Here is a 12,167-nt window from a genome sequence, read left to right on the forward strand (position 1 = left end):
GGCCCGGCGAATACCTGGGCGTCAGCCCCGCCCCGCAAAGGCATCGACGCCCGTCGCCGCCGCGGACCACGCCCACAGCCGCGCCGCGTCCTCCGGATCGATCGCATGCGGCCGCACGCCCGATTCCTCGTTGCCGCGCGTCACCGTCGCGACGTCGCAATCCTCGCAATAGACGCCGCCGAAACCGGCCAGGCGCGGCGACGTCGCCGCCCATACCTGGGTTGCCGCGCCCTGCGCGGGCGTCTTGAAAGTCGGATCGATCGGCACGCCGTGCTCGTCGATCCAGCCCTGCGCCATCATTTCCTCGCGCGTCAGATGACGCTGCAGCGGCGTCGCGATCTTGCCGGGATGCAGCGAATACGCGCGGACACCGAACGGCGCGCCGAGCACGTCGAGCTGCACCGCGAACAACGCGTTGGCCGTTTTCGACTGCCCGTACGCCAGCCATTTGTCGTACCCGCGCGCGAAATCGATATCGTCCCAGCGGATCGGCGACAGCCGGTGCCCGAGCGACGACACCGCGACCACGCGCGCGCCGTCGCCGTGCGCGATCGCCGGCCACAGCCGGTTGACGAGCGCGTAGTGACCGAGGTGATTGACGGCCAGCTGCGCTTCCCTTCCGTCGCCCAAGCGAGTCTCCGGGCACGCCATGATGCCCGCGCTGTTGATGACGATGTGCACGTCGCGCCGCGCGTCGACGAACCGCGCGGCGAATGCGGCCACGCTCGCGGCGTCCGCGAGATCGAGCGTCGCGATTTCCACGCCGTCGATGTCGCGCGTCGCCTCGCGCGCGGCCGCGACGCTCCGTGCGCCGACGACGACGTGCGCACCGGCCTGCGCCAGCGCCCGCGTGGTTTCGAGGCCGAGACCCGAATGGCCGCCCGTGACGATGGCGGTCTTGCCGTGCAGGTCGAGGCCGGCCAGGACGTCGCTCGCCGTCGAGGCGGCGTCGAATCCGGAATGAAGGGGATGCTGCCTGCTCGTCATCGAAGGCTCCAGGAACGGGGTGCGAAGCTCGAGGCCGCCCATCGGCCGCGTCACTGCACGAACCCATTCTCCGGCCGCGCATCCGGACCGTGAATGCAATAGAATCCGGTTTTTCGTCGAGATCGTCCGGGAATTGCGCGTGGACCCGCTATCGGAAGTGCTGTCGCTGCTGGAAACGCGCGACTCGTTTTTCACCGGCCTGCGGGCCGGCGGCCCGTGGGCGGTCGACCTGCCCCCGCCCGACGGAATCAAGTTCAACGCGGTGGTCGAAGGCAGTTGCTGGCTGACCGTCGACGGTGCGGGGCCACCTGTTCGGCTGCGTACGGGAGACTGCTTCCTGCTCGCCGCGCCGCGGGCATTTTCGCTGGCGAGCGATCCGTCGGTCGCGCCGGTGCCGGCCGCCGACGTGTACCGGCATGTCGAACGCGGTATCGCGCACTATGGCGAGCCGGCCGACTGCTTTCTGATCGGCGGCCGCTTCGCGTACGAGGAACGCATGCCGCTGCTGCTCGGCAGCCTGCCGCCCGTGGTGATCGTGAGCGGGGATTCCGAATCGGCGGCGGTGCTGCGCTGGTCGCTGCAGCAACTCGCACGGGAATTCGGCGCGTCGTCGCCGGGCGGGTCGCTGATGATCCGGCATCTCGGACACATGATGCTGGTGCAGATCCTGCGGCGCTACGTGGACACCGGCGCGAACGGCGATGTCGGGTGGCTGGCCGGGCTCGCGGATGCGCGGGTCCGCGCGGCGCTGGCCGCGATTCACGCGGCGCCCGAGCGGCGCTGGACCGTCGACGCGCTGGCGGCCTGCTGCCACGTATCGCGGTCGACGTTCGCGCTGCATTTCAAGCGGCGGCTCGGGTTCGGGCCGCTCGAATACGTGCTGCGCTGGCGGATCCAGCTGGCGATGCGCGAACTGCGCCGCTCGAACGCGTCGATCTCGACGATCGCGCAACGGCTCGGCTACGACTCGGATAGCGCGTTCGGCCATGCGTTCAAGCGGATCGTGGGCTGCTCGCCGCGCGCCTATCGTCATGACGTGACGAAGGAATCGGGCAACTAGCGTCGTGACTGCCTTCGTCGGGCTCGTGATGGCGCGACTCCGTCAACGCCATGCGTTCGTATCGCGACCGTCGGGATAAGTATTCTTATCACAATGCATCGATTTTCTTTCAAAACTCGGCCGCGTATCACTGCGCCGGTGCGCTGCCGCCGGTATGCCGCAATTCCCCGTCGATGTGCTGCGGCAGCCTCAGCAGGTTGAAGATCGGGCACACCGCTTCGACTGCCTGATGCAACGCGCGGATGGTCTCCGGCGGCTCCGGCGACACGATGTCGAGCGTATAGCGGATGTTGTGCGGGAATACCGGAACATGCTCGAACCCCGGCTGCTGCGCGAGCGGATGCTGGTCGCCGGTGACTTCGACTTCGATCGCATCGATCTTCAGGCCCCGCTCCGCGGCCTGGATCAACGTGATGTGCGTGAGGCAACTGCCGAGCACGCCGAGCTGCAGCTCGGGCGACGCGGGCCCGAGATTGTAGCCCGCGAAATCGGGCGGGCTGTCGCTGATCACCTGGAAGTCGCGGATCCGGATCTCGCGCACACCGCTGCGGCCAAGCGCGCGCACGGTCGCCTTCAGTGGCGTCGCCTTGAAATCGGGATCGTTGCGGGCAGCCTGCTGCTTCGCGTGCCACGCATCGCGCTTGTGGGCGAGATAGTCGTTCAGGGTCGTCATGGTCAAGTCACGGGTAAGCGGCACGCACGCGACCGATCGGTTCGCTGCGTGCCGGGGCGATCAGTCGATCGCCGGAATCCAGGGGGCGGTTGCCGCGTCGCTCGCGCGGAACGCCGGAAACTTCGCGCCGAGTTCGGCCACGGTATGAATGTCGTTCTTCACGAGATCGTCGCGCGTGATCAGCGTCGGCTTGACCGCGATGCGCGCGCCCGGGTTTTGCCCGGCGACCAGCAGCGCCGCGGCCCGCACCGACACGGCGCCGACGACCGCCGGATTGGTCGCGGCCGTCGCGACCCACGCGCTGTTCGGTGCGCGAATCGCCTCGATGTCGGCCGTCGACACGTCCGCGCTGTAGATGCGGATTTTCGACGACAGCCGGGCCTCGTCGGCGGCGAGCTTCGCGCCGCGCGCGAATTCGTCGTACGGCGCGAACACCACGCGGATGTCCGGATTCGCGCGATACACGGCCGCCGCCTGGTTCGCGACCGATTGCGCGATCGGGTTGTCGACGGTGCCCCAGCGCGCCTTTTCCTGCACCTTCGGATGCGCGCGCTTGAAATCGCGCCACGCGGCATCGCGGCGGTCGAGCGGCGCGAATCCGGCCACGTACACGTACCCGGCGGAGAACGCGTCGCCGTTGTCCTTCACGGCCTGATCGAGCAGCAGGTTCGCGAGGTCGCGATCGTTCTGCTCGATCTGCGGCACCTTCGGATTGGCAAGATCGACGTCGAACGCGACGACCTTGATCCCCTTGTCCAGCGCACGCTGAACGACGTCCTTCAGCGATTCCGGCAAGCCGTGATTGACGATGATCGCGGACACGCCGATGCTGATCGCCTGCTGGATCTGCTCGCGCTGCTCGGCCGCGTCCTGCCGCCCTTCGTAGATGCGCAGATCGACGCCGAGCGCGCGTGCCTGCTTCTGCGCGCCGGCTTCGTAGGCCTGGAAAAAATCGCCGGTCGACAGGTAGTTGACGAGCGCGATCTTCACGCCGCCCTTGTCGAACGGCGCGGGCGCGCCCTTGAGCGGGCCGGCGTGCGCGGTGGGCACACCGAGCGCGAGTGCGGCGCCCAATACGAGTGCACCGAGTTTCGGTTCGAGGCGCGACTTTCGGCGAAGCAACGAGCGCATGACGTGTCGGTCTCCATACAGCACGATATCGGCTCAATCTATCAGCGCGGCACGCGAACTCAAACCGACCGATTCGGCAATCGATATTACTTTGGATAACAAACGGTTCAGTCCGGGCGTGCCTCGAACCCGTCCATTCCCGAGCCGACGCTTGGCGACCTCGCCCGTCACGCCCGGGCATCCGCCCGGCGACCGATGCCGAACGTAAACGCCAAGGCCAGCACGAGCAGCACGCCCTTGATGAAATCCTGCATATAGTAGGGCGCGTTCAGCATCGTCAGCCCGTTGAGCAGCACGCCGACGAACACCGCGCCGACGACCGTGCCGAACACGTTGGGCCGCTTCGCGCCCCACACCGCGTAACCGATCAGTGCGGCGGCCACCGCGTCGAGCAGCAGCGAGTGTCCCGCGCTGACGTCGCCGCGGCCCACCCGCGCGGCGATCAGCACGCCGCCCAGCGACGCGATCGCGCCCGACACGACATACGCGGCGACACGGTAGCGCGCGGCCGGCGCACCGGCCAGCCGCGCAGCCGTTTCGTTGCCGCCGATCGCATAGATCACGCGGCCCCAGCGCGTCGCTTCCATGGTGATGCAGGCCAGCACCGTCACGGCCGCGAGCACCAGCACCGGCAACGGTACGACGTCGAATACGCGCAGCCGGCCGAGCGCGAGAAACGCGTCGGGGAACACGCCCGTCGCATCCGTGCCGTCGGGCAGCACGGAGCCGGTCGCGAGCGAACGGCCGCCGGTCGGGATCAACTGCAGGCCGGCCAGCAGGAACAGCGTGCCGAGCGTCGCGAGCTGGTCGGGCACGCGCAGCCGCGTGATCAGCAAGCCGTTGAACAACCCGGCGGTCACGCCGAGCACGACGCACGCGATCACGGCCGCCCACGCGCTGCCGTGCCAGACGACCAGCACGTAGCTCGCGGCCATCTGCGCGGTCGCGGCCACGCTGCCGACCGACAGGTCGAAACCGCCGGCCGCGAGCGTGACCGTCACCCCGACGCCGAGCAACGCGACGATCGACACCGCCTGCAGGATGCTGAACAGATTGTCGAGGTTCAGGAAGGCGGGCTCCCTGAGCGCAAACACCACCACGAGGACGGCCAGCACGAGCAGGATGCCCGTCCGTTCGAGCGCATCGCGGATGCGCGCCGGCCCCGTGCGCGACGATCGTTCGACGGGGGCGGCATGATGCACGGCGGAAGAAGAAGTCACGGGTTTCATGAGTGGGCACCCACGATGGAAGAAATCGGAGACAGGCCATCGAGCGTCGCGCGATCGAACCGCACGATCCGATCGGCGATCTCGGCCGCTTCCTCGAGATCGCTGACGAACACGAGCGTCGCACGTTCATGCGCATGACGCCGCAGCGTATCGACGATATCGGCGCGCGCGCCCGCATCGATGCCCTGGAACGGCTCGTCGAGCAGCAACAGCCGCGCGGGCTCGGCGTGCCAGCGCGCGAGCACGACCTTCTGCTGGTTGCCGCCGGACAGGTGCGCGACGCGATCGTCCGGCCCCTCGCAGCGAATGCCGAACCGCGCGATCGCGGCCGCGGCGGCCGTACGTTCGCGGGCTCGGCGCACCGCGCCGCCCGCGAACCAGCGCGACAGGAACGGAAAGCCGATCGTGCCCGCGATCGACGCGAACGGGACGCTGTCGGGAAACAGCGACGTGCGCCAGCGATCCTCGCCGGCCAGGAATACGCCGGCGCGAATCGCATCGGCCGGCGAACGTGGCCGCCATGGCCGTCCGTCGAGCGTCATCTCGCCGGCGGCCGCCCGCACCGCGCCGAAGATCGTCCGCGCGAAGCGCGACTTGCCGCCGCCGACCGGGCCCGCGATCGCGACGATCTCGCCGCGCCGGACATCGAGGTCGAACGGCGTGCTGGTCGGCGTCAGCCGGATCTGCCGCACGCTGAAGCCTGATCCGGGCCCGGATTCGGTCGGTGCGACCCGCTCCGGCGCCACGGCACGCGTACGCGGCAACGGCCGGCCGATCATCGTTTCCACCGCGGCGTCGAAATCGATCGGCGCGGCCAGATCCGCGACGATCCGGCCATCGCGGACGATCGCCGCGCGATCCGCGATACGACGTAAGTCGCCGAGCCGATGCGACACCAGCAGGATGGCGACGCCATCGCGGCGCAACGCATCCACCAGCTCGAACAGCCGCTCGGCCTCCGTCGCCGACAGGCTGGCGGTCGGCTCGTCGAGAATCAGCAACGACGGCTGCCCGGCCAGCGCACGCGCCAAGGTCACGCGCTGCTGGTCGGCCAGCGACAGCGATGCGAGCGGCGTCGCCAGATCGACGTCGAGCCCGACCCGCTCGGCAAGCGAACGCGCCGCGGCACGCCGCGCGGCCGGCGGCGCGCGCCACGGCGACGTCGGGTCACACAGCCGGTCCAGCAGCAGGTTGTCGGCGATCGACAGCGTCGGCACGACGGCGTCGGCCACCGACTGGTGCACGGTCGCGACGCCGAGCCGCTTGGCCATGTGCGGCGACGCCGGCCGATACGGTTCGCCGCGCAGCGTCAGCGTGCCGCCGTCCGGTTGCAGCGCGCCGCTCAGGATCTTGACGAAGGTCGACTTGCCCGCGCCGTTCGCGCCCATCAGCGCGACGACTTCGCCGGCGCCGATCGACAGGTCGAGCGCAGCCAGCGCGACGGTCGCGTCGAAGCGTTTCGCGATGCCCGTGGCGCTCAGGACGGGCGGCGATGCCGATCGACGGGGTCGAGCTTCGCGCCGCGTCGCCTCCATGGTTTCGTTCGTCGCGCCATTCATGCCGAGAAATCCCGGTCGGCACGATGCAGATGCGGCAGGAACAGTACGTCATCGATCATGTCACGCCACTCCGATGAAAGTCGTTCGGCATTGGTCGGCCGGTCAGCCCGCTTCCGGCACGGGAAACCGGAACCACGCGCCATAGGCCGTGTCCGGCAGGCGGTCGCGGCCGCCCAGCCGTGAACGGAAGGTGCCGCTCGCCGGCGTCGTCCGGTACAGGCCGCGCTTCTTCAGCTCGGGCACGATCAGTTCGGCGAAATCGTCGAGCGTGCCCGGGCTGATCAGCGGGTTGATCATGTAGCCGCTCGTCGTCGACTGCCGCGCATGCTCGGCGAGCTGGTCCGCGACTTCGTCCGGCGCGCCGACGAGGATCAGGTCGGTGCCGCGCGTGACGCTCGCGAACTTGCGCCGCACGTCGCCCGCGGTGAGCGGCTTGCCGCTGCCGTCCGGCCGCACCACGTAGGACGTCAGGCCTTCCGTCTGCGTCGTCAGCGGTTCGTCGTCCGCATAGCGGTCGATGTCGATGCCGGTGTCGCCCGCATAGCTGACGAGTTGCGCGTGCTGGTGATAGTGCTGCTGCAGCGCGTGATACTTCTCCTTCGCATCGCTCGACGAGCGCGCCGTGACGATCCGCAGCACCGTCAGCGACTTCACGTCGTCCGCCGCGCGGCCGCGTTCGGCCGCAAGCCGCCGAATCTCGTCGAGGCCCGCGCGAATCTCGTGCGGATCCGATTTCGCGACGAACACCACCTCCGCGTGCTTCGCCGCGAACGCGCGCCCGCGCCCCGACCAGCCGGCCTGGATCAGCACGGGCGAGCGCTGCGGCGACGGCGCGCAGACGTGCGGCCCCTGCACGCGGTAGTGCGTGCCTTCGTGCGCGATCGGCCGCACGCGCTCGCCGCGCGCATAGCGCGGCGCGTGCTTGTCCGCGACGACCGCGTCGTCCGCCCAGCTCCCTTCCCACAGCTTGTACACGACGTCGAGGAACTCCTCCGCGCGCGCGTAGCGTGCGTCGTGGCCGATCATCCGGTCGAGCCCGAAGTTGCGCGCCGCGCTCGTCAGGTAGGACGTCACGATGTTCCAGCCGATCCGGCCGTTGCTCAGATGATCGAGCGTGCTGAAGCGGCGCGCGAGCGCGAACGGATGCTCGTAGGTCGTGCTCGCCGTCACGCCGAACGCGAGCCGTTCGGTCTGCGCGACGAGCGCCGGAATCAGCATCATCGGATCGTTCGCGGGCGCCTCGACCGCCCACTGCACCGCCGCGTCGGCCGACCCGCCATAGACGTCGTACAGGCCGAGCACGTCCGCGAAGAACAGCATGTCGAGATCGGCCTGCTCGGCCGTGCGAGCGAGATTCGACCAGAACGCGAGCGTATTCGCGCGCAGCCGTTCGTCGGCCGGATGGGTCCACAGGCTCGGCGCGCCGCCGCAGCCGACGCTGGCTTGTTCATACAGGGAAAACAGCAAGGGGCGAGGATCGGACATCGTCGAAATCGGTACCAAGGCAGGAATCAGTTGGGGGCCGCCCACGCGCCCGACGACGCGCGGCTGCGCCGTGCGGGCACGCGTTCGTCGGGCTGGCGCGTCAGGTAGCGATTGATGCGCTGCTCGACGCGGGCGGCGGGAATGGTCAGCAGCGCGACCAGCACGACATAGACGATCGCCGCACCGGCCAGCGGCTCGTACACGCGCAACGTCTCGAAGCGCAGCGTATTGGCCGTGCCCATCACGTCGAACACGGTCACGGTCGACGCGAGGACGGTCGATTTCAGCAGCAGGATCGCCTCGCCGGTGAGCGCGGGCAGCGCAAGCCGCCACGCACGCGGGCCGACGATGCGGCGCAGCACCTGCATGCGCGTCATCCCGTATGCGTGGCCGGCCTCGATCTCGCCGGCTGGCACGCCGGCGATCGCGCCGCGCAGGATTGTCGCCACGTACGCGCTCTCGTTCACGCTCAGCGCGACGATCGCGTACCAGAACGCGTCGCGTAGCAGCGGCGACGCCCAGCTGTCGCGCATCCATTCGCGCGGGACGATCTGCCCGAATCCGTAGTACAGCAGATAGAGCTGAACGAGCAGCGGCGTGCCACGGATCAGCATCAGCCAGCCACGCGCGGACCAGCGCAGCGGCGCATGGCGCGCACCGGCGGCGAGCGCGAGCGGCACGCCCAGCAGCACGCTGGCCGCACCCGATACGAGCGTCAGCGCGAGCGTGGTCGGCACCGCGGCGAGCAGCTTCGGCATCACCGTGTCGAGCAGGAACGGCAGCGAGAAGATCATGTCGTCGCGCGCGTCGTGCCGCGGTTCGCATGCCGCTCGAGCGCCGCGAAAATGCCCGTCGACGTGATGCTCAGCAGCAGGAACAGCGCGGCCGTGACCAGATAGAAGAAGACGTAGTGCCGCGTCGCACCGGCCGCGAGCTGGCTCGCCTTCAGCAGATCCGTGAACGATCCGAGTACGCTGATGAACGACGCGTCCTTGGTCGCGTTCAGCCACACGTTGCCGACGCCCGGCAGCGCGAGCCGCGCCGCGGCCGGGAGCCGGATACGCGTGAACGTCTGCCAGGGCGTCATCCCGTACGCGTGCGCGGCTTCGATCTGCCCGACCGGCACGTTGACGAGCGCCGCGCGCAAGATGTCGGTGAGATACGCACCCTGGATGAAACCGAGCGACAGCGCGGCGACGACGAACGGGTCGAACGCGAAGTCGCCGGCTACGATGCGGCTGCCGCGCAACGCGTTCTCGATGGCCGGTGCGACCGCGTAGAACGCGAGCAGCAGGCACAACAACTCCGGCAGCGCGCGCACGAGCATCGTGTAGAGCCGCGCCAGCCACACGAGCGCCGCGTATCGCGACAGCTTGCCGAGCGCGCCGGCGATGCCGAGCAGCACGCCGGTGCAGAACGACGCGGCCGCGACGCCGAACGTCAGCGCGAACGCGCCCGCGAACACGCGGCCATAACCGCCGTCGCCGAAGGCGAGCAACGCGAGCAGCGAATCGTCCGCGGCCATGCGCTCAACGCCCCTTCTCGATCGTGCCCTTCAGGTTCGGATAGCGGGCGGTGATCGCATCCCACGTGCCGTCCTGCTGCAATTGCGCGATCGCGGTCGACAGCTTGCCGCGCAGCGCATCGCCATGGCGCACGCCCGCGCCGATGCCGAGGCCCAGCACCGGATTGTCCGCGCACGTGGCCTTGATCTCGAAGTCCTTGCCGTCGCGCGACGCGAGGAACGCCGTGAACAGCCCCTTGCCTTCCTGCACGTAGTCGACGCGGCCGGACACCAGATCCGCGAGCGCATTGTCGAACTTGTCGAACGCCTTGACTTGCGCGTCCTGCTTGAAGCGGGCATCGAGGAACGCGGAGAAGTTGGTGCCGGCCTCGACGCCGATCACGCTGCCCTTGAAGGTCGCGGGCACCGCGCAGTCGACGCGGCGCCGGTCGCTTTTCGCGCCGACGAACACCGTCGGCGATTCGTAATACGCACGGCTGAAATCGATGGCTTTTTGCCGCTCGCCGGTGATCGTCATCGACGACCAGATCACGTCGATCTTGCGGTTCTGCAACGCAGGAATCAGGCCGTCCCACGCGATGTCGGTGACCTCGCACCGCACGTTCAGCTTGCCGCACGCGGCATCGAGCACGTCGATTTCCCAGCCCTTCCACTTGCCGCCGGCATCTTTCGAAAAGAACGGCGGGTACGACTCGGCGTCGATGCCGACGCGCAACGTCGGCTGGGCCGCATGGGAAACCGGCGCGAGGCCGAGCACGAACAGCGCGGCCGCGGCACGGCGGACCCTGGAACGCATCAAACGATTCATGTGGCGCATTTCTGAAATAACGTCGGAACGACCGGCGTGGCGGCCGGCAGGAGGCGAGACTGTAATGCGCGCCGAAGCGTGTACCAAATGGTTATTTTTTCGATGGATATCTGATCGCGCGATATGCGCCGAACCGCGCACCGGCCAACGTCCTCGCCCGGTGCGCGAGTCATCCGTTCACGCTGCCACGGCCTCGCGCCGCAACGCCGGCAGTTCCAGGTTCGCGCGGAAATCGCCGCCTACATAGTCGGTATCGAGCAGGTCGCGCCGCCGCAATTCGGGCAGCAAGCCGTTGAGCAACAAGTCCTCCTGGTCCGGCTGGCCGAGCCCGTGCAGCGACAGCACGTCAACGAGCCCCGCGCGATAGCGCGTTTCGATCGCATCGGCGAGCTGCTCCGGCGTACCCGCGACGAACCAGTGCCCGGTCTCCTGCGCACGCACGATCAGCTCGCGCAGCGTCAGCCGCTGGCGCGCATAGCCGACGAAGATCGCCACGCGCCCGCGCCGGCGGTGCACGCTGTCGATCGCCGGCAGCAGCGATGCCGGCAACGGCTGGTCGAGCGGCAGGCCGCGCAGGTCGACACCGCCGCCGAGCATGTCGGCAAGCTTCAGCCTGCCCTGTTCGTAGTCGATGCGCTCATGCTTGTCGCGCAAGCGCCGCGCGACGTCGGCATCGGATTCGCCGATCACCGAATGAAACGAGTTCATCACGAGCGGCGGCCGGTCGCCGCGGCCGAATGCAGCCGCCTGCCGGTGCAGCTCGGCGACGAACGCGCGCGCATCGTCGAGCGTCGGCTGCGACGTGTAGACGACTTCCGCATACCGCGCGCCGAGCGCCACGCCGCCTGCCGACTGCCCCGCCTGAAACAGCACAGGCCGCCGTTGCGCCGAAGGCGGTACGTTCAACGGCCCCTGTACCTGGAAATGCGCGCCGCGATAGTCGATCGCGCCGAGCTTGAGCGGATCGACGGAGATGCCGCCACCCGGCCCGCGACGCGTCGCACGCGGATGGTTCGCATCGAACAGCGCGTTGACGACCTCGATGAACTCGGCCGCGCGCGCATAACGCTGCTCCGGGTCGGGCAGCGCGGCATCGCCGAAATTCTCCTCGCCGACCGACGACGTGACCGCGTTCCACGCGGCGCGGCCGCCGCTCACGTGATCGAGCGTGCCGATCAGCCGCGCGAGGTTGTACGGATGGTGATACGTCGTCGACACGGTCGCGACGAGCCCGATGGCCGAGGTCGCCTGACTCAGCGCCGCCAGCGCGACGATCGGCTCCTGGCTGCCGGTGGTCCCGGCGAGGCCGGCCGCATCGGCCTGCAGCAGATCGGCGGTAAAGAGGCCGGTGATCTTCTCGGCTTCCGCCTTGCGCGCGAGCGACGCCGCGCGCCGCACGCCCTGCCCGACATCCGCATCGCCGGGCGCGTACAGCACGCTCGCCGCGCCGACGAGCGTCTTGAGCCGTCTGCGTGCGCCGCTCATGACGCGGCTCCGGTCGTCGTGAAGGCCGTACGTCGTTCGCGTTGCTCATTCATTCGGATTCCTCGTGATTCCGTTCGGTCGGAGAATCGGGGCATGCCTGCGGCCATCGCGACGGCGAGCGTACTCGCGCCGGAGATCGTCGGGCAGGCTCCACGCACGCGCCGCGAGGCGCGCAGCCAACGACCATAACGCAAGCCCCCCGGTCGGCCGGAACGAATATTTTCG

General features: G+C 69.0%; 11 protein-coding genes. 1 reads left to right on the forward strand and 10 read right to left on the reverse strand.

The features are described 5' to 3' along the window. Positions 1–21: 21 nt before the first annotated feature. The gene (locus KU887_RS32565; protein ID WP_258258466.1) at positions 22–987 is read right to left on the reverse strand and encodes an SDR family NAD(P)-dependent oxidoreductase; all 966 of its coding nucleotides are present in this window, start codon (positions 985–987) and stop codon (positions 22–24) included. 139 nt (positions 988–1,126) lie between these two features. On the opposite strand from KU887_RS32565, the gene KU887_RS32570 reads away from it, so the two are divergent. Beyond that, the gene (locus KU887_RS32570; protein ID WP_006489183.1) at positions 1,127–2,047 is read left to right on the forward strand and encodes an AraC family transcriptional regulator; all 921 of its coding nucleotides are present in this window, start codon (positions 1,127–1,129) and stop codon (positions 2,045–2,047) included. 127 nt (positions 2,048–2,174) lie between these two features. Here KU887_RS32570 and KU887_RS32575 read toward each other — a convergent pair whose 3' ends face one another. The 9 genes from KU887_RS32575 to KU887_RS32615 form a co-directional block, all read right to left on the reverse strand. Further along, positions 2,175–2,720, reverse strand: coding sequence for an OsmC family protein (locus KU887_RS32575; protein WP_006498228.1), 546 nt, complete (start codon positions 2,718–2,720; stop codon positions 2,175–2,177). A 60-nt stretch (positions 2,721–2,780) separates the two neighbouring features. Further along, on the reverse strand, positions 2,781–3,851 hold the full coding sequence (locus KU887_RS32580) for a substrate-binding domain-containing protein (protein ID WP_111442172.1): 1,071 nt from the start codon (positions 3,849–3,851) through the stop codon (positions 2,781–2,783). Positions 3,852–4,018: 167 nt separating this feature from the next. Continuing rightward, a complete protein-coding gene (locus KU887_RS32585; protein ID WP_258258467.1) occupies positions 4,019–5,080 on the reverse strand; it encodes an ABC transporter permease in 1,062 nt (353 codons plus the stop codon). Then, entirely contained in the window at positions 5,077–6,639 is a 1,563-nt protein-coding gene (locus tag KU887_RS32590; RefSeq protein ID WP_258258468.1) for a sugar ABC transporter ATP-binding protein, read from the reverse strand. Before KU887_RS32590 ends, KU887_RS32585 begins: the two co-directional genes overlap by 4 nt. Before the next feature lie 102 nt (positions 6,640–6,741). Then, positions 6,742–8,124: an NtaA/DmoA family FMN-dependent monooxygenase gene (locus KU887_RS32595; RefSeq protein WP_196433299.1), complete on the reverse strand. Its 1,383-nt coding sequence runs from the start codon at positions 8,122–8,124 to the stop codon at positions 6,742–6,744. A 26-nt stretch (positions 8,125–8,150) separates the two neighbouring features. Beyond that, positions 8,151–8,918 carry an ABC transporter permease gene (locus tag KU887_RS32600; RefSeq protein ID WP_006489186.1) on the reverse strand — a complete coding sequence of 256 codons (768 nt, stop codon included), beginning with the start codon at positions 8,916–8,918 and terminating at the stop codon, positions 8,151–8,153. After that, positions 8,915–9,649, reverse strand: coding sequence for an ABC transporter permease (locus tag KU887_RS32605; protein WP_006498235.1), 735 nt, complete (start codon positions 9,647–9,649; stop codon positions 8,915–8,917). The genes KU887_RS32600 and KU887_RS32605 overlap by 4 nt, the downstream gene beginning before the upstream one ends. Positions 9,650–9,653: 4 nt before the next feature. Further along, positions 9,654–10,457 (reverse strand): transporter substrate-binding domain-containing protein, encoded by an 804-nt coding sequence (locus tag KU887_RS32610; protein ID WP_309138193.1) that lies wholly within the window; start codon positions 10,455–10,457, stop codon positions 9,654–9,656. 177 nt (positions 10,458–10,634) lie between these two features. Next, a complete protein-coding gene (locus KU887_RS32615; RefSeq protein ID WP_058903637.1) occupies positions 10,635–11,942 on the reverse strand; it encodes an NtaA/DmoA family FMN-dependent monooxygenase in 1,308 nt (435 codons plus the stop codon). Positions 11,943–12,167 lie beyond the last annotated feature (225 nt).

The organism is Burkholderia sp. EMB26 (assembly GCF_024730645.1).
Taxonomy (GTDB): domain Bacteria; phylum Pseudomonadota; class Gammaproteobacteria; order Burkholderiales; family Burkholderiaceae; genus Burkholderia; species Burkholderia cenocepacia.

Coding starts and splice junctions, on each gene's coding strand:
- KU887_RS32605 (WP_006498235.1), bottom strand. CDS start 9,649: ATGGCCGCGGACGATTCGCTGCTCGCGTTGCTCGCCTTCGGCGACGGC.
- KU887_RS32580 (WP_111442172.1), bottom strand. CDS start 3,851: ATGCGCTCGTTGCTTCGCCGAAAGTCGCGCCTCGAACCGAAACTCGGT.
- KU887_RS32575 (WP_006498228.1), bottom strand. CDS start 2,720: ATGACGACCCTGAACGACTATCTCGCCCACAAGCGCGATGCGTGGCAC.
- KU887_RS32610 (WP_309138193.1), bottom strand. CDS start 10,457: ATGAATCGTTTGATGCGTTCCAGGGTCCGCCGTGCCGCGGCCGCGCTG.
- KU887_RS32590 (WP_258258468.1), bottom strand. CDS start 6,639: ATGAATGGCGCGACGAACGAAACCATGGAGGCGACGCGGCGCGAAGCT.
- KU887_RS32595 (WP_196433299.1), bottom strand. CDS start 8,124: ATGTCCGATCCTCGCCCCTTGCTGTTTTCCCTGTATGAACAAGCCAGC.
- KU887_RS32600 (WP_006489186.1), bottom strand. CDS start 8,918: ATGATCTTCTCGCTGCCGTTCCTGCTCGACACGGTGATGCCGAAGCTG.
- KU887_RS32565 (WP_258258466.1), bottom strand. CDS start 987: ATGACGAGCAGGCAGCATCCCCTTCATTCCGGATTCGACGCCGCCTCG.
- KU887_RS32615 (WP_058903637.1), bottom strand. CDS start 11,942: ATGAGCGGCGCACGCAGACGGCTCAAGACGCTCGTCGGCGCGGCGAGC.
- KU887_RS32585 (WP_258258467.1), bottom strand. CDS start 5,080: ATGAAACCCGTGACTTCTTCTTCCGCCGTGCATCATGCCGCCCCCGTC.